Genomic DNA, 15956 nt, shown 5'->3' with positions numbered 1-15956 from the left:
ATAGAAGTGCCTTTTCTAATGGGGAGGGACTGTCTCCATCCATATGATATGAGAATGTGTGACGCACTGCGTTATTCAAGTGACAGCGAGCATGTTGTATATTTTCAGGGTCCGCAGATCTTCCTTTGAGATTTTTAATTCATTATATAACTCCTGATTCTCGGGCAGCGGGGTTCTGGAGAATAACATTTTGAGCGCGATAGGCATGAAAGGTCTGAACGAGACACCAGCCATGAGTCCCCATTTTTTCTCCGATTCCTGAAAAGACGCCAAAATATTAATATATAGGTTCTCCAGCGGCGTGGCCTGATTTTTCAAAATCAGCGTGGTGAGTGTATCATAATGCTCGGTGTGGCCCCAATACATATTCTCGCACTCCTGGTAGTTCTCAAAATCCTTCACATTCATATACATCACGGTGCGATAACGGTTGGCATCCGACTGAGCCATCATGTCAATGACACAACGAATGAGACTGTTGTTACGCCCGTCATAGAAGTAGGAATAGAAACGTGTGGAGTTCTTGAAAAAGCTGGACGGGACCGCATTCATCAGGGGAGAAGCATGTCTTGGCTCTTGGTACAAGAGTTGCTCCACCTGAATGTTGAGCGCATTAGCAATATGATGTAACGTGACCAGATCAAGTGTAATATCTCCGCTCTCATATTTGGACAGGGTGCCCTTGCTCTTGAAGATCTGATCCGCAAGCTGTTGAATGGTCAGTCCCCGCCACTTCCGAAAGTTTCGTATTTTCTTGCCAACTTCCTGATTGATATTGTTCATAACTGGTTCTCCTTATGCAATGTTTCTTGAGAGTACGTGAAAATGATGAAAGTCATTCATAAAAATGATGTTATATGAGAAATATATCACTTTTTCACCGGAATACCTATTCTGGAGAAACAATAAACTTCATTTGTTTCGTCAGAATAGATTGTATTGCATTTGATGCAACTCCTGCGTCATGAAATAATGGATGTAATACGACATGAAACGACAACGAAAAAGTAAAGCAGATAGAGGAGCAGAAGCTATGAAATATAACTTTGATGAGATTATAGACCGCACAGGAACAAATGCCATGAATACGGATGGTTTCCGTCAATATATTTTTAATGCCACAGAGGACATGACTTTTCCATTCAAAGATGAAGAATTTATTCGCATGTGGATTGCAGATATGGAGTTCGCCACACCTCCCGAGATTCTGGATGCAGTTAAGGAGCGTCTGGACCGTAGAATCATGGGTTACTCCCAGGTGTTTGATCCGGCGTATTACGAAGCTGTCTCGAACTGGATGAAAAGATACTATGACTGGTCCTTCCCGAAGGAGCATTTGGAGACCTCAAACGGGATCATTCCCGCTTTGTATGAACTGGTGGAATATATCTGTCAGTCGGATGAGAAAGTACTGATCGTGACCCCGTCTTATGGTTTCTTCAAGTCAGCTGCGGAGCATAACAATCTTGAACTGGTGTGTTCGGATATGATCAATGAGCAGGGACGTTACTCGATTGATTATGAGGATTTTGAAGCCAAGGCGAAGGATGAGAAGGTAAGGGTATGTATTTTCTGCAACCCGCATAATCCATCTGGACGTGTCTGGACAACGGAAGAGTTACAACGTGTGGGTGAGATCTGCCTGCGGAACAACGTATGGGTCATTTCGGATGAGATTCACTGTGATCTGCTGCGGACGGGTAAGAGACATACGCCACTTGCAAAGCTGTTCCCGGATACGGATCGAATCATTACATGTATGTCCCCGAGCAAAACATTCAACATGGCTGGTCTGATGTTCTCTAATGTCATCATTCCGAACAAAGCACTTCGAGACATCTGGCAGTCACGCCATTATGGTTTCAAAAACCCACTGAGCATTGCTGCCACTCAAGCGGCATACGAAACGGGTGATGAATGGCTAAAACAATTAAAAGGGTATCTAGACGCCAATTTCTCCTGCGTAGAACAGTATGTGAAGCAGCATCTGCCACGGGCTGTTTTTCACATTCCGGAAGCAACATATCTGGCTTGGATTGATATCTCGGCATATGCTCCCAAGAATGTAAGTCTACCTTTATTCTTCGCGGAGCAAGCGGGTGTGTTGCTGGAAGATGGTCATATGTTTGTAGCCAATGGTGAGGGTTGCATTCGGTTGAATCTGGCTTGTCCCCGTTCTGTCCTTCAGGAAGGGTTACGAAGAATCAGCAGTGTGCTTGTGAAAGAAGTCGAAGAGGTGCCCGTTCAGGTATAAAGTCATCAAGTCACCACGCAATAGCGAGGTGACTTTTTTGGATGAGTATACTGAATGTAGAGAGAATACGATTTATTTTGAGGTGAACGTATACCCTGATGTGCAATTCTGGTCTGCTGTCTCCGGTTATGTTAAAATGGTGGATAGTCTATGAGTTGCATGACATGCGGCTCTCAGAAGGAAGAGCCCAGTAGTTGGGCTGAACGAAACTGCACTCATCAGGGGAAAGGAGCCTATACATATGTTTGGAAACGATTGGGACAAGGTGCTTCAGGAAGAGACGGAAGCCGACTATTTTAACAAGATTCGTTACACTCTCGCCGCTGAGTACAAAACGCAGACGGTCTTTCCGCCCAAAGAAGACCTGTTCTCTGCACTGAAGTTGACGCCATATCATCAGGTTAAGGCTGTTATTATTGGTCAGGACCCTTATCACGGAGCGGGTCAGGCTCAGGGATTAAGTTTTTCGGTTAGACCGGGGGTACGTGTACCGCCTTCTCTGAAAAATATATACAAGGAACTTCATGCCGATCTGGACCTGCCCATTCCGAATCATGGATCTCTGGTTCATTGGGCACAGCAGGGAGTCCTGCTATTAAATGCTGTTCTGACGGTTCGTGAAGGTCAACCGAACTCCCATCAGGCACTGGGCTGGCAGACGTTTACGGATGCTGTCATTCGTGCGTTGAATGAACGTTCAGAGCCGATGGTATATATGCTATGGGGCAGTCATGCCCAGAAGAAAGGTGCTTTTATTAACAGGGACAAGCACCTGGTACTGGAGTCTACACATCCCAGTCCGCTGGCTGCGCATCGCGGATTCCTCGGCAGTCGTCCTTTTTCCAAAGCCAATGACTTCTTGACCTCTAAAGGTATTGAACCGATCGATTGGAAGATACCTGAAAACTAGACAGATGGAGGTGAGAACATTGCGACATTGGATAGGACGAAAAGTAGCGGTATATCGTGCAACAGGCATACGGGAGCCATTAAAGGGAACACTGGTCGAGTGGGATGAAGAAGCGGAATGTGTACGGATCGGACCGAAACGGATTAAGGTATCGTTTGACAATATCGCAATGATCAGACCTCTTCCCGAAGAGAGTCTTCCCTTAAAGAAAGCACGTTCTGAAGTGCACAAGGTTGGTTATGTGATGAAAAAGGCGATTCAGTTCGAAAATGCGATCTATTTCAAGTCACAGGTGATGATCTGGCGCCGGGCCAAAATTGTAGCATTATCCACGACGATTCTGCGTCATGACGAGGATCAGGTTGAACTTGCAGATGGTCGGGTTCTTCGTAAAGACAAGCATATGTTTGTTGTACGTTCACGCCGTGGCATACGTTAGTTATACGAAGATTTAATAATCATTTCATGCAAAAATCATACGGATTTAATATTTGGTCTGTATATTAGGTAATAACAACCCCTTCTAAATTGATGTGTATTGATATGGGAGCCCGACCGGCTGCAAACGGTCGGGTTTTTTTTGTCCATTGGTTCTGTTAACCTGTTGTACGTTGTACATACCCATAACATTCATGTTATATATTATTAAAATAGATCATGAGAAGGAGTGAAACCCAATGAAACGTATAGCTGTTTTTGCAGGCTCCAATCCGGGAAATCACCCCGATTATACAGAGAAGGCTATTCAACTGGGCAAACAGATTGCTGATAGTGGTTATGCACTGGTCTATGGTGGTTCTTGCATGGGCTTGATGGGTGCAGTAGCCGATGCTGCTCTTGAGCAAGGGGGAGAGGTAATCGGGGTTATGCCTACCGGATTGTTCCGGGGCGAGGTTGTTCATGGAGGGCTCACACAACTGATTGAAGTGGGAACCATGCATGAACGGAAGGCAACGATGGCTGAATTATCCGATGGATTCATTGCACTTCCCGGAGGTATGGGTACATTTGAAGAACTATTTGAGGTACTGTGCTGGGCACAGATCGGTATTCATCGTAAGCCTGTCGGCTTATTGAATGTCAACGGATATTATGGACCGCTGATGAAGATGGTAGAACATAGCGTACAGGAAGGATTCTCCAACACCTCCCATCTCAGCCTGTGGAGTCTGGAAGCTGATCCGGCTGAACTGATCAAACAAATGTCATCCTATATTCCTGCAGAGCTGACTCAGAAGTGGTCACAACTCAACGGGAAATGAGTGTGTAAGAAGATGGGCCTGTACCCAATCGTTCCTCGGGAGAATTTTCGATCTGCCCAAGCAAGTTGCACTATCGGACATAGTCTATAGTGTACTTCGATGAAGAGGGGAGTGTCACTGATGAGCGAACTCAAAGGTACAGGTTACGGATATTGCGGAGGCTTCGGTGGTGGAGCATGGACATCAACAGGTGCAATTCTGGTATTGTTCATTCTGTTGGTTATTATCTCTCGCACATTCATTCTGTAATTCGGTCAAATCCCGGGACGGGGATCACGCTGCAGAGGCAGCGCCCGAATAAAAAATGACCTTTCCAAAGAGACGCCGGTATATGCCGGCGTTTCAGGGGAACGGTTTTTTGACGTTTCCAGCATGCGTTAAGTAATTGAAAAAGCAAAAACCTGCCCCTGAATAAGGTCAGAAGCAGGAGAGAGCCTCCTGAGCCATTAGCTGCGCAACAAGCAGCTTACACCACAACAGCAGTTTGATCCGGATTACTTAACGATTTCCAGGCGATATATAGCCCGATGGCGGCTGCAATTAAGGAGAGTATTGCTGCAACAATAGCCAGCTGATCCAGTGTGTTGGGTGAACTGGAGTTAAGAGAACGCTGATTAGCCGTCTTGCCGGATTTGTTTTTGATATGGACAGATGATCTGGAAAGCCTGGAAGCCGACTGTAACTGGGATGTGTGAGGACGCGTAGGTATCGATTTTTTCTTTGAGGGATTCAATAGTCAACCTCCTTATAACGGAGTTCAGTGCTTCCATCGTTCATACTATGTTATGTCGATTTTCAGATTGAGTTCGCAAAAATGAGTGAATCCCCAGCCCGTTAGATGTTGGGCCCGGTCGCTAGTATTAGCGAAGCAGGTAACCCATTATACGCTCTGTTAATACAGGTCTAATAAACGGTGTTTATAGTAAGGATCATAGAGTGAAGCTTGAACACAGGAGGCGCTGGAATGAGGAACATGGAGATTATTGCCCACCGTGGTGCATCTGCCGTATGCCCGGAGAATACGATGAGCGCTTTTGAACGGAGTCTGGAGCTTGGAGCAACAGGCATTGAAACCGATGTGCAGATGACGAGTGATGGCAGACTGGTACTGATTCATGATGAGACGTTAAGCCGAACTGGCGGCGCAGAAGGCTGGGTTAAGGATACGACTTACGATCAATTGCGCACACGGGATGCGGGGTCCTGGTTCCATGCTGATTTTACCGGGGAACGTATTCCTTCTCTGGAGGAATTATTCAAGCTGGTGCAGGGGAAAGGAACCCTGCTTAATCTGGAATTGAAAAATGGTATTGAGAGTTATAAGGGGATGGAAGAGAAGGTCATACAGGCGATCCGGGATTGGAATCTGGAGCAACAGGTTGTGCTGTCGAGCTTCAATCATGCTTCGCTCGTGAGATGTAAACGTCTTGCCCCGGAGATTCGTACAGCACTTCTATATATGGAAAAGTTATATCGTCCCTATGATTATGCCGCCAAACTCGAAGCTACCGGCCTTCATCCCTACAAGCTGGCAGTCACACAAGAAGATGTTGCTGCTGCACTGGCACATGGCGTTGTTACCTATCCATTTACGGTGAATGATCCTGCCGAGATGCAGGCCATGATTGATATGGGTGTGCAAGGGATCATTACCGATGTTCCGGATGTCCTGGCATCCTTACTTACGGTACATGCCCGTTAAACGAGTCTGTATTTTACATGTTCTACATATGCAATGATAAGGCTGTGTTCGAGCTTTTTGGCTCTTGCGCAGCCTTTTTGCGTGTGAAATTGTGTGCAAATATTCATATATGCAATAAACATGTCCTATTTGTCCATTGCCAGAGCCGGTGGATTCACTTACAATGGTCTATGGGAATGAGAATCAATATCATTAAAGTTCGGTATTTATAGAGAGGTGATTGTTATGTACATAGGTTTGAGCAGCTCCACTCATAACGAGGGTGGGCGCGTATGAGTTCACAAGCTTCACCAGAAAAACATAATCCGGATTCACCCACAGCGAAGATACACACTCGTCCGTGGGCAGCCACACTTATTCTTACAGGGGGAGTTTTGCTACTCGCTCTGGGTATGGCGTTGTCCATTTCATTTGGCGCTGCTGATATTAAGCTTAGTGTAGTCTGGAAGGCTATCTTTGATTTCAATCCTGAGTTGACTCCACATCAGATCATATGGGAGATTCGATTACCACGTATCCTTGGAGGAGCAATGGTAGGTGCATGTTTCGCTGTAGCTGGTGCGATCATGCAGGGCATGACTCGTAACCCGCTGGCCGATTCAGGTCTGCTTGGGTTAAATGCAGGAGCTGGATTTGCACTTGCAGTTTGTTTTGCCTTCTTCCCTGGCTTGCCATTTATGTATATCATCATGTATTCCTTCCTTGGAGCAGGGCTTGGTGTCCTGTTGGTGTATGGTTTTGGTGCAGCTTCCAAATCAGGTCTTACGCCACTACGCCTTGTGCTTGCAGGTGCGGCTGTATCTGCGATGTTGTCGGCACTCAGTGAAGGGATTGCATTATATTTCAGAATTGGACAAGATTTGGCTTTCTGGACAGCTGGTGGTGTAGCCGGAACGAAGTGGTCTCAACTTGAGGTCATGTTCCCCTGGGTACTCGCGGCACTGATCGCAGGTCTTCTCATCTCCCGTTCCATTACTCTGCTTAGTCTAGGAGAAGATATTGCGGTGGGCTTGGGGCAACGTACTGGGCTGATCAAGCTCATAGGCCTGATTGTTGTACTGATTCTCGCGGGTACAGCTGTGTCCGTGGTGGGTGCGGTCGGTTTTGTTGGACTCATTATTCCCCATCTCACGCGGAAGCTGGTTGGGGTCGATTATCGCTGGATTATTCCATGTTCCGCTGTGATGGGCAGTCTGTTGCTTGTATTTGCGGATCTGGCTGCACGTATGATTAACCCGCCGTACGAGACGCCAATTGGCGCATTGGTTGCCCTCATCGGGGTACCATTCTTCCTGTATCTGGCGCGTAAAGAAAGGAGGACTCTGTAACGATGGAATCCTCAACAATAGTTGGAGCAGAGCGCAAGAAGAGAACCAAGAGTACGATTGTCCTCATTGTGCTTGCCCTATTAATTATTACGGCTTTTGTGGTGAGCATGAACACAGGTTTTACCAAGCTTTCGCCGCTTGAGGTGTTGCGAACCCTGTTTGGTGGAGGCACGGCGAAACAGGAATTGATCCTGTTTGAATTCCGTCTGCCACGGATTGTGATTTCGGTGCTGGTCGGGGCCGGACTTGCATTATCTGGTTGTATTTTGCAGGGAGTATCTCGGAATGCGTTGGCAGATCCGGGGATCCTCGGGATTAATGCAGGTGCTGGTCTGGTCGTTATGTTATTTGTTTCCTTTTTCCCGACAACGACAGCAGCGCCGGTATTTCTTTTGCCAATTCTGGCCCTGATCGGTTCTGGTTTTGCTGCATTTCTGATCTACATTCTCTCTTACAAAAAAGGAGAGGGCATCCTGCCTACGCGTATGTTGCTTACGGGGATCGGGGTAGCGGCGGGAATCAGTTCTGCCATGATCGTGCTTACGTTACGGCTTAGTCCGGAAAAGTATCAATTTGTAGCTACCTGGATGGCAGGCAGCATCTGGGGTTCGAACTGGAAATTTGTAACGGCATTGCTACCGTTTCTTATTATTCTTGTCCCGCTTGTTCTGTATAAGGCACGTGTATTGAACGTACTGAATCTGGGGGACCAGACGGCAAGCGGACTCGGGACTCCGGTTGAGCGTGAGCGACTGATTTTGCTTGCGGCTGCTGTAGGACTTGCCGGCTCATGTGTATCTGTGAGTGGGGGGATCGGTTTTGTAGGTCTGATCGGACCGCATTTGGCACGTCGTCTGGTGGGTCCAAAACATCAATTCCTGTTACCCGCATCTGCGCTGATTGGTTCATTGCTTGTGCTGGTTGCAGATACGCTGGGTCGTGTCATCCTGCAGCCTTCGGAGATTCCTGCGGGGATCCTGGTTGCCATTATTGGTGCGCCATACTTCCTGTACCTCTTAAGCAAGACGAAATAGAACGTAATCACCATTGTGTGGTTGCATAAGGAGGACTTCAGTCCATGCTTCGCCGTTTCTTTGCCTATTATAGGCCTTACAAAAAGCTCTTTATTCTTGACTTCAGTTGTGCGATTTTAGTCGCCCTGCTGGAGCTGGCTTTTCCACTGGCAGTCAACCGGGTAGTCGATGATCTGCTGCCAGGCGGCCGCTGGGACTGGATTCTATGGGCGTGTCTGGCATTGCTCGGCATCTACTTATTGAATTCATTTTTGAACTTCGTGGTTACCTATTGGGGACACAAGCTGGGTATTAACATTGAGACGGATATGCGTAAAAGTCTGTTCAATCATGTGCAGAAGTTATCGTTCCGTTTCTTCGATAATACAAAAACAGGACACCTCGTGTCCCGCATGACTAACGACCTGATGGATATCGGTGAGATTGCCCATCATGGTCCAGAGGATGTATTTATCGCGGTCATGACGCTAATTGGTGCATTCAGCATCATGATGAGCATTAACGGGAATCTGGCAGTGTTAACCTTTATCATCGTTCCGCTGATTATTTATCTGTCGCTCTACTTTGGTAGCAAAATGTCCAAGGCATTCAGCCGAATGTTTGGAGATATTGCGGACTTCAACGCTCGTGTAGAGAACAATATTACGGGTATCCGTGTTGTTCAGGCTTTTGCTAATGAAGAGCATGAAAAAGCACAATTCGCTGTGAACAACGGTCGTTTCCGTCAGACCAAGCTAATCGCATACAAAATCATGGCCTGGAACTCCTCTGTCAGTTATATGCTGATGAAGCTGGTATCTCTCTTTGTCCTGGTATGTGGAACATGGTTTGTTATTCAAGGCAGTATGACCTACGGTCAGTTCATTGCATTTATTATGTTGTCCAATGTGTTCCTGACACCAATTCAGAAGATCAACTCGGTTATTGAGACGTATCCAAAAGGGATTGCAGGCTTCAAACGTTATACGGAGCTGCTTGATATGGAACCGGATGTGGAAGATCGTCCAGGAGCCGTTACAGTATCCCATTTGCGTGGAGATATCCGTTATGAGCAAGTGACCTTTGGTTATTCGGATCAGGAGCCTGTGCTCAAAGGTATTGATCTAAACGTACGTGCAGGTGAAACCGTAGCGCTTGTCGGTCCATCGGGGGCAGGTAAAACAACGCTATGCAGTCTGCTGCCACGGTTCTATGATGTGCTGGAAGGTCGCATCACGATCGATGGGCAGGAGATACAGGATATGACACTGGACTCCTTGCGTAGTCATATCGGAATTGTACAACAGGACGTGTTCCTCTTCGATGGATCCATTCGGGAGAATATTGCCTACGGCAAGCTAAATGCATCCGAAGAAGAAATCTGGATGGCCGCAAGGCGTGCACAGATGGAACCTTTGATTCAGTCCATGCCGGAAGGGCTGGATACGTTAATTGGTGAACGCGGCGTGAAACTGTCCGGGGGACAGAAACAGCGCTTATCGATTGCCCGTATGTTCCTGAAAAACCCGCCAATTCTGATCTTGGACGAAGCCACATCCGCGTTGGATACAGAAACGGAAGCAGCAATCCAGCAATCGCTGGCTGAGTTGTCCGAAGGACGGACCACATTGGTCATTGCCCACCGATTGGCTACGATCAAAAATGCAGACCGCATTATTGTCGTTGCTGAACAAGGCATTACGGAGCAGGGACGCCATGAAGAACTGCTTGCGGCAGGTGGAGTATATAGCCGTCTGCACTATGCGCAGTTTGGTGCGTAACCCGTTCGATGTGGATGTAACAATGTAAATACGAGAAGTAACGCCATCGTTCATGACTTGGAAGGAGTCAGCACGGTGGCGTTATTTTCTTTTTCATGATTAGCGTATGGGTTGGTCGGGAGTGCTGCAGCATAGACTGTCTGTGATCATGGATATGGAAACGGGTAATATAGTAAAGAGAACACTTAACGTGTAAGATATGTTCATCATCTTGCAAGATATAGGAGGTACACGATATGCAGTTGAACGATATGCTGAAAATTCTTATAACCTGTCTATTATTTATTCTGATTTGGTGGCTACTGACTCAAGGAATTCGCAAACTTTCCAGTACTCGTGCGGGGTCCGGTTTCCAACGCTGGGGTGGATGGTCCATTGGACTTTTCATTGTTGGCGCCGTGCCACTCGGTTTTTCACTATACACAGAGATCTTTGATAAGCGCCTGGATGCCAACATCGGGTTGGGGCTTGCCATGTTTTTTGTATGGGCTTATTGTGTGATCTTGTTGTGTGCGGCTTTGGTGGTATGGGGAAGGTACGTGTACAAAAGGGATATAAAGAAGTGAATGGTTTAATAACCTGTTTACGATGGTCACATCTGCATGCTTGGACATAAGGAAAGGCTCATGACCGAATTCGTATAGAGAATTCATCATGAGTCTTTGGGTTAGTTTATGAGTACATACTGGAAATTCAGTTTTACAATACGATAGATGACCATGCAAGACTACTCAGAGGTTATGCTAAGGTTATTGTAAAAGAACCCAAGGTTCATGGATTCTTTTTAAGAACAAAATTAACTGTGTTATGGTCTCCTGGGACCAAATCTACTAATACTATGTGTCTTGGATACCCTGTAAAGTCTGCGGCTAGTGCGACTGAACCTGCCATAGTACGTCTGAGAATGAAGTATCCTTGAGCATCAGTCGTTGTTCTTGTAGGATTACCACTTATTCTAACCCCAGGCATGGGTACCCCGTTTTCATCAACCACCTGTCCCCTTACATGTGCGGCCTCTTCTAACACTACGTCGATTTGGATCGTTTCACCTGCTCGGATGTATATACGATCTTCCACGTAGGGAACATAGTTGTCACTATCAACCCACATTGCAATGTTTGCACTATAATCGTAATCAATTCCCGTTACGGTATATCTGCCATTTTCATCTGTCTCGATCAGGTATGGGATACTTGTAACTTGAATTTTAGCGCCAGCGATGGGCTGGCCAGTCTGGTCTTTTACCGTGCCTATGATTGTGGAAGGCTCATATAACTGGATGTCATGTTTCACCTCATCACCAGGTCTTAGCGTGAAGGTATCGTATTTATTATATGAAATGTAGGTGATGAAACCATCTGCACTGACGTACAAATACATATCTGTAGAATCTCGTACAACAGCCTCAATATGGTAATTTCCGTTCTCATCTGCTACTGTACTATATTTCGTTATTTCTCCTAGATGATTGAGTTCATATTCAACATTGGCGTGGGGGACCACATTTCCTACTCTATCCGTAATTTTTCCATAAACAACAGCCGGTAGGTTGATATCGTCCTCGTAATTGGAAGGTGACGCCACTGGACCAGCAGCATGAGATGTTTCAGCATATGTAATGTAAAGTAAGATAGTAAAAATACATAGCATGAATGATTGAATTACCCCTTTTGGACTTTGGATCATACATGGTTTCCCCCTCATTAATTATATTACCAATATAAATGATACGTTTTGTATCAAGAGAAAACAAGAGGACTTTTGGGTGTATTTGTAAATCTAACACTCAAAGTTGGCTCCATTGTTATGCAACAATAAGCTGATCTGGGACGTCAGCAATAAGAAGTAGAAAGTGAACGCTGTTAGAGGGGGAACTAAGAGGTGTCTAATCTTCGTATCGTTTGTACAATGCTCTCGATCTGGATACTAGGTCTTACGGGATGTGCCGGATCAAACGAATGCAAGTCAGCACAAACTATTGCAAATTTACCGACAGAAAAGGGCTTCTCTGGTTATGTGGTTGAACGTAAAGACGATTCCATTCTTGTTGTTGATCCCGTATTTGAAGATTACAGTTCCAATGGAGGAAACAGTCGGTATTATCCAGCAAAATGGTTCTCCAATGCGCCTGATCCACAGATCGGTTCCTATGTTGAAGTCTGGACGGATGGAGGCCCGGAAAATGAACCCTATCCTGGGCAGGCCAGAGCAGAAAAGATAGCGGTATCTTGTCCAGTGGCACCGGATGGTGCGCATATGACGGATGCGGATGCGATTCGTAGCGGACTTCTTTCACCTGGTGCAGAGAACATCCGTGTTCCAGTCATTGAGGACAAGCGGTTTGATGCAGATTCAGGGACATGGACCCTTCTTATTCGAGATGCGATGACAGCGAATGAAGGGCAAGTAGTTCATGTGACCGTGAATGATGAGGAGAAAGTTAAGACACAAGGCGGAGAATAAGGGGTTCATAGCTTTATGATGGTGGAGGAACCGCTTTGCACATGAATATGATTCAAATTGAAAGAGATGATGTGGATTAGATTCATTGCAAGCTATCATGATTTTTGAAACGCCTGTAAGTTCCCTCACTGTCCATCATGTATTATGATTCTATAAAAAGGGAAAGGACTCCTCTGCCCATGGAACTATCAAGGTCTCAGCAATTAGCTCAAGAGCATGTAACCAATTATGCAAGAAGCCGCAAAAATGAGGCGGAGCAAACCATTAGGGAAATCCTTCGTATGTCCAACATCGAGCTGAAGACATTTGAAGATGCTATCACCAAACTAAAATCTCATGCAAGTATCGCGCTACACTTTCACCCAGATCGATTAGATCCGACCATTAAAAGCGTTGCTGAAGCGCTACTTGAGCAGGGAGTTTATAAAAATCAGTTTGAGACTTTCTTATCGAATGAAAGTGTATCCGCATTTTCAGGTGGTGAACGTGACGTTTGGGAAAATAAAATGTTTGGCGGAGCGTACCAAATAAATGGCTCAACCAATAGCGAACGACCCAAGTATGGGGCACTCAATGTCATGGTACATCCCGATGGACCTGCTCCGCGTTTTGGATCATGTTACTTCCTTTTATCCACTGAGGTCTCTCAACGTTGCACGTATACATATTTGGATTCTCACCAAGACCCCGAGGAAAAGGGAACGTATGAGGAGTTTGACCTTATCTTGGCTGCTCTCATGAGGGATGTATTCTATAGTGGTTTTGCCATTGGTGAAAGAAATTTATCGGTTCAAAAGTTAATCGACCATATGCTTGTCAATCTTGAGAAACCATTCCAAAATCCATCAAACCAAGAGCCAAACCGAGATCTGGACCATTATATCGAAGCTCAGGTTCATGGTGATATTTCCCTTGAAAAAGATGTAGAGTTGCTTGTTGCCGACCCATCATTTAAAGGCACCCATACAGGAAGAATCTTAGAGCAGATATGTTTAAAGTATTCCATTGATCTCCACTGGCACATGGGCTTTACACTATTGGTTGATGACATTCCTATGGATTTTCGAGGTCCTTCGATGCCTTCGCTAGCCAAGAGAATTGCAAAAAGTGATTTGATTGATGCAAATATCATTGGTTCTGCAGCTATGGACTTGAAACGAAACCCAAGCCATTGGAGTGATAGAGGAACCTACAAAGAAGTTCTACAAGAGTTAAAATTACTCTGGCATGTCTTAGTGAGATATGGAAAGCCAATGGAAGAGTGAAATAGTACTCTAACGACCTTGAGCGCCTAGCCGTTCAAGGTTGTTTTTTATCATTCAAACGGATTACAGACTATACATTTTATCTATGAATCTACTGTCATAAAAACGAACGTATGTTTTACAATTGAATTGACTTTTTGTCCGGACGATAATATATTAATGTCAGGACAAAAAAAGAGGTGAAGCAATGTCCGCCAAAAAGATGGGGCGGCCTAAATCTGACAAACCCAAAAGCAGAACGATTGAGATACGTGTTGACGAGGAAATTATGAACAAGCTCGATATTTCGGCTGAGAAGCTGAATACGAATCGATCAGACATCGTTCGCAAAGGGATTGAGAAGATTTACGACGAACTCCAAAAGTAAAAAAGGAAGCAGCGCTAGTCCCGCGAAGAACACGCTGCTTCCTATCACGCAATCACTTGAATGAGCGACTGCATAAATATCCTACCATGTGCAGAACGTTCATTCAAGTGAGGTGCGAATTGATATACAGGAGGATGCACATGAATTCGATATTAGAAGCATTATATAATGGACGACTTCGACCGGATGAGATGATGATGCCGACACATCCTGAATACCAAGCGTTAGGACGGCAGATTGCAGCTCTGACAGAGCAGTGGAAGAATCGATTGAGCGAGGAAGAATTCCGTGAGCTTGAACAGTTATTTGACTTGTGTGGCAGATGTGAGGGCATGCATACGGAAGCAGCGTTTGCACAAGGTTTTCGTCTGGGTGCCAACATGTTAATTGAAGTCATGAGCCAGCGTGAGGAATCGGTGTTGGAGTTTAACTAAGTTTAACGATGTGAGCAGAGATCAGATTTACTTTTAAAGCTAAATTCTCAGGAAATGACGTGCATATAACATACTCATTTTTCATCATAAAATTGTATCATAAGTTGATTATAACAAAGCCCCCAAATCCTCTCTGCATTCAGCAGCAGGGTTCGAGGGCTTCACTTAAACATAGAGTTAAAAAATCTATATATAGGGAAAGAACCTGTTAAACAAAATTGTTCCTTAATCCGCAATATTCCCCGCCATTTTCAGACGACGTGCAATCTCCTTAAAGTCTTCTTGTGAGATGCCCGGTGCAAATTCTTCCTCGACCCCAGGGGCTTCTGGAATCGGGAATCCTTCAGGTATCCCTTGGATGACTTCAAGAGGTTGTCCATCTTCGGGGTGAGTTCCTTTCCAGATCTGGCCGATCGTATTGAAATCTTTATCACTATAGGTGTACAGCTTGGTGTGTACCCCTTTTTCTTCATATTTGCGAGCCTCGTTGAAGGCTTTGTTGTTCAGTGAAGGAATAGGAACCAGCTTGGTCACATTTACGCCAGTTGCAATCTCAAGTGCTTTTGCATATGCGACAACATGCACGCCGCCACGTACCAGCAGGAAACCAACCACTTCCCGCGCTGCCGGGTGATCCGTCATCTCATATACTTTCATTTTATGGGTACGAGCGCCACATTCTAGGAAGAAGTTATGCAGCAGATCCTCGACCAGGTTACCACTGTTGAAGACGTTTGCTCCCGTCCATGGATTACCCATAGAGTCAAAAGGCATTGCGCCTTGTGCACCTGCCAGGTAGTGATACGACAGACGAGCATCTTTCACGGAACCTAGCGGTGTATCGTCGGGTTCTTTGTACTCGGTTGAACCTCGGAGGCATTTGTTAATGCCATGAGACACGAGTTCAACATGACCCAATTCTTCGGCCGTAATGCTCATGACGAGGTCATAGAAGGGCTTCAGCTTTTCTTTGGATCGAAAATTAAATGATTGATAGAGGTAGTTGTTCAACGTTGACATTTCTCCGAATTTGCCGCCGAGTAATTCTTGTATAGCTGCCGCAGCATTCGGATCTGGCTTCTCGACATTGGGAATCTCAATCAGGATTTCATCCAAGCGTTTGAACATTCGGGTGTAACCTCCTCATATTGGTATTGCAGATCGTGTAGAGTTTCAG

General features: G+C 45.6%; 18 protein-coding genes. 14 read left to right on the top strand and 4 right to left on the bottom strand.

The genetic code is table 11. The features are described from left to right. Positions 1 to 75 precede the first annotated feature (75 nt). Positions 76 to 783: a helix-turn-helix domain-containing protein gene (locus tag MHH92_RS20460; protein WP_017687366.1), complete on the bottom strand. Its 708-nt coding sequence runs from the start codon at positions 781 to 783 to the stop codon at positions 76 to 78. Positions 784 to 1033: 250 nt separating this feature from the next. Here MHH92_RS20460 and MHH92_RS20455 point away from each other — a divergent pair, with 250 nt between their 5' ends. From MHH92_RS20455 to MHH92_RS20435, 5 genes are all read left to right on the top strand, one after another. Then, the gene (locus MHH92_RS20455) at positions 1034 to 2254 is read left to right on the top strand and encodes a MalY/PatB family protein (protein ID WP_340905962.1); all 1221 of its coding nucleotides are present in this window, start codon (positions 1034 to 1036) and stop codon (positions 2252 to 2254) included. A 241-nt stretch (positions 2255 to 2495) separates the two neighbouring features. Beyond that, complete coding sequence (gene ung, locus MHH92_RS20450) at positions 2496 to 3164, top strand: uracil-DNA glycosylase (RefSeq protein ID WP_340905961.1); 669 nt, start codon at positions 2496 to 2498, stop codon at positions 3162 to 3164. A 19-nt stretch (positions 3165 to 3183) separates the two neighbouring features. Next, positions 3184 to 3603 (top strand): hypothetical protein, encoded by a 420-nt coding sequence (locus MHH92_RS20445; RefSeq protein ID WP_017687369.1) that lies wholly within the window; start codon positions 3184 to 3186, stop codon positions 3601 to 3603. Between the two features lie 238 nt (positions 3604 to 3841). Beyond that, positions 3842 to 4426 (top strand): LOG family protein, encoded by a 585-nt coding sequence (locus MHH92_RS20440; RefSeq protein WP_076250810.1) that lies wholly within the window; start codon positions 3842 to 3844, stop codon positions 4424 to 4426. A gap of 120 nt (positions 4427 to 4546) precedes the next feature. Then, complete coding sequence (locus MHH92_RS20435) at positions 4547 to 4675, top strand: hypothetical protein (protein ID WP_255319930.1); 129 nt, start codon at positions 4547 to 4549, stop codon at positions 4673 to 4675. A 217-nt stretch (positions 4676 to 4892) separates the two neighbouring features. Here MHH92_RS20435 and MHH92_RS20430 read toward each other — a convergent pair whose 3' ends face one another. Then, positions 4893 to 5159 (bottom strand): hypothetical protein, encoded by a 267-nt coding sequence (locus MHH92_RS20430; RefSeq protein ID WP_036614763.1) that lies wholly within the window; start codon positions 5157 to 5159, stop codon positions 4893 to 4895. Positions 5160 to 5390: 231 nt separating this feature from the next. Here MHH92_RS20430 and MHH92_RS20425 point away from each other — a divergent pair, with 231 nt between their 5' ends. From MHH92_RS20425 to MHH92_RS20405, 5 genes are all read left to right on the top strand, one after another. Next, positions 5391 to 6128, top strand: a complete 738-nt coding sequence (locus MHH92_RS20425; RefSeq protein WP_340905957.1) for a glycerophosphodiester phosphodiesterase — start codon at positions 5391 to 5393, stop codon at positions 6126 to 6128. Positions 6129 to 6400: 272 nt separating this feature from the next. Continuing rightward, positions 6401 to 7456 carry a FecCD family ABC transporter permease gene (locus tag MHH92_RS20420; RefSeq protein WP_036614761.1) on the top strand — a complete coding sequence of 352 codons (1056 nt, stop codon included), beginning with the start codon at positions 6401 to 6403 and terminating at the stop codon, positions 7454 to 7456. Between the two features lie 2 nt (positions 7457 to 7458). Continuing rightward, positions 7459 to 8490, top strand: a complete 1032-nt coding sequence (locus tag MHH92_RS20415; RefSeq protein ID WP_237174416.1) for a FecCD family ABC transporter permease — start codon at positions 7459 to 7461, stop codon at positions 8488 to 8490. Positions 8491 to 8534: 44 nt separating this feature from the next. Further along, on the top strand, positions 8535 to 10250 hold the full coding sequence (locus MHH92_RS20410) for an ABC transporter ATP-binding protein (protein WP_340905955.1): 1716 nt from the start codon (positions 8535 to 8537) through the stop codon (positions 10248 to 10250). A 236-nt stretch (positions 10251 to 10486) separates the two neighbouring features. Next, entirely contained in the window at positions 10487 to 10816 is a 330-nt protein-coding gene (locus MHH92_RS20405) for a hypothetical protein (RefSeq protein ID WP_340905954.1), read from the top strand. Between the two features lie 205 nt (positions 10817 to 11021). Here the strand turns inward: MHH92_RS20405 and MHH92_RS20400 are convergent, their stop codons facing one another. Continuing rightward, positions 11022 to 11936, bottom strand: a complete 915-nt coding sequence (locus MHH92_RS20400) for a carboxypeptidase-like regulatory domain-containing protein (protein WP_340905953.1) — start codon at positions 11934 to 11936, stop codon at positions 11022 to 11024. Between the two features lie 195 nt (positions 11937 to 12131). Between MHH92_RS20400 and MHH92_RS20395 the strand changes: the two genes are divergently transcribed. The 4 genes from MHH92_RS20395 to MHH92_RS20380 all read left to right on the top strand — a co-directional run bounded on the left by MHH92_RS20395 (position 12132) and on the right by MHH92_RS20380 (position 14779). Then, positions 12132 to 12713: a DUF3221 domain-containing protein gene (locus MHH92_RS20395; RefSeq protein WP_340905950.1), complete on the top strand. Its 582-nt coding sequence runs from the start codon at positions 12132 to 12134 to the stop codon at positions 12711 to 12713. 179 nt (positions 12714 to 12892) lie between these two features. Further along, positions 12893 to 13978 carry a DUF3626 domain-containing protein gene (locus tag MHH92_RS20390; RefSeq protein WP_340905949.1) on the top strand — a complete coding sequence of 362 codons (1086 nt, stop codon included), beginning with the start codon at positions 12893 to 12895 and terminating at the stop codon, positions 13976 to 13978. 187 nt (positions 13979 to 14165) lie between these two features. After that, the gene (locus tag MHH92_RS20385; RefSeq protein ID WP_017687382.1) at positions 14166 to 14345 is read left to right on the top strand and encodes a ribbon-helix-helix domain-containing protein; all 180 of its coding nucleotides are present in this window, start codon (positions 14166 to 14168) and stop codon (positions 14343 to 14345) included. A 140-nt stretch (positions 14346 to 14485) separates the two neighbouring features. After that, positions 14486 to 14779 (top strand): DUF6809 family protein, encoded by a 294-nt coding sequence (locus tag MHH92_RS20380; RefSeq protein WP_074095811.1) that lies wholly within the window; start codon positions 14486 to 14488, stop codon positions 14777 to 14779. A 225-nt stretch (positions 14780 to 15004) separates the two neighbouring features. On the opposite strand, the gene MHH92_RS20375 is transcribed toward MHH92_RS20380, so the two are convergent. Further along, positions 15005 to 15907: a manganese catalase family protein gene (locus MHH92_RS20375; protein ID WP_340905946.1), complete on the bottom strand. Its 903-nt coding sequence runs from the start codon at positions 15905 to 15907 to the stop codon at positions 15005 to 15007. Positions 15908 to 15956: the final 49 nt, after the last annotated feature.

Source organism: Paenibacillus sp. FSL M7-1414 (genome assembly GCF_038003195.1).
GTDB lineage: Bacteria > Bacillota > Bacilli > Paenibacillales > Paenibacillaceae > Paenibacillus > Paenibacillus amylolyticus.
Note: the sequence above shows the minus strand (reverse complement) of the source record. Positions and strands in the feature narration are given on the sequence as shown.

Coding starts and splice junctions, on each gene's coding strand:
- MHH92_RS20400 (WP_340905953.1), bottom strand. CDS start 11,936: ATGATCCAAAGTCCAAAAGGGGTAATTCAATCATTCATGCTATGTATT.
- MHH92_RS20390 (WP_340905949.1), top strand. CDS start 12,893: ATGGAACTATCAAGGTCTCAGCAATTAGCTCAAGAGCATGTAACCAAT.
- MHH92_RS20435 (WP_255319930.1), top strand. CDS start 4,547: ATGAGCGAACTCAAAGGTACAGGTTACGGATATTGCGGAGGCTTCGGT.
- MHH92_RS20440 (WP_076250810.1), top strand. CDS start 3,842: ATGAAACGTATAGCTGTTTTTGCAGGCTCCAATCCGGGAAATCACCCC.
- ung (WP_340905961.1), top strand. CDS start 2,496: ATGTTTGGAAACGATTGGGACAAGGTGCTTCAGGAAGAGACGGAAGCC.
- MHH92_RS20415 (WP_237174416.1), top strand. CDS start 7,459: ATGGAATCCTCAACAATAGTTGGAGCAGAGCGCAAGAAGAGAACCAAG.
- MHH92_RS20420 (WP_036614761.1), top strand. CDS start 6,401: ATGAGTTCACAAGCTTCACCAGAAAAACATAATCCGGATTCACCCACA.
- MHH92_RS20455 (WP_340905962.1), top strand. CDS start 1,034: ATGAAATATAACTTTGATGAGATTATAGACCGCACAGGAACAAATGCC.
- MHH92_RS20380 (WP_074095811.1), top strand. CDS start 14,486: ATGAATTCGATATTAGAAGCATTATATAATGGACGACTTCGACCGGAT.
- MHH92_RS20425 (WP_340905957.1), top strand. CDS start 5,391: ATGAGGAACATGGAGATTATTGCCCACCGTGGTGCATCTGCCGTATGC.
- MHH92_RS20410 (WP_340905955.1), top strand. CDS start 8,535: ATGCTTCGCCGTTTCTTTGCCTATTATAGGCCTTACAAAAAGCTCTTT.
- MHH92_RS20405 (WP_340905954.1), top strand. CDS start 10,487: ATGCAGTTGAACGATATGCTGAAAATTCTTATAACCTGTCTATTATTT.
- MHH92_RS20385 (WP_017687382.1), top strand. CDS start 14,166: ATGTCCGCCAAAAAGATGGGGCGGCCTAAATCTGACAAACCCAAAAGC.
- MHH92_RS20375 (WP_340905946.1), bottom strand. CDS start 15,907: ATGTTCAAACGCTTGGATGAAATCCTGATTGAGATTCCCAATGTCGAG.
- MHH92_RS20460 (WP_017687366.1), bottom strand. CDS start 783: ATGAACAATATCAATCAGGAAGTTGGCAAGAAAATACGAAACTTTCGG.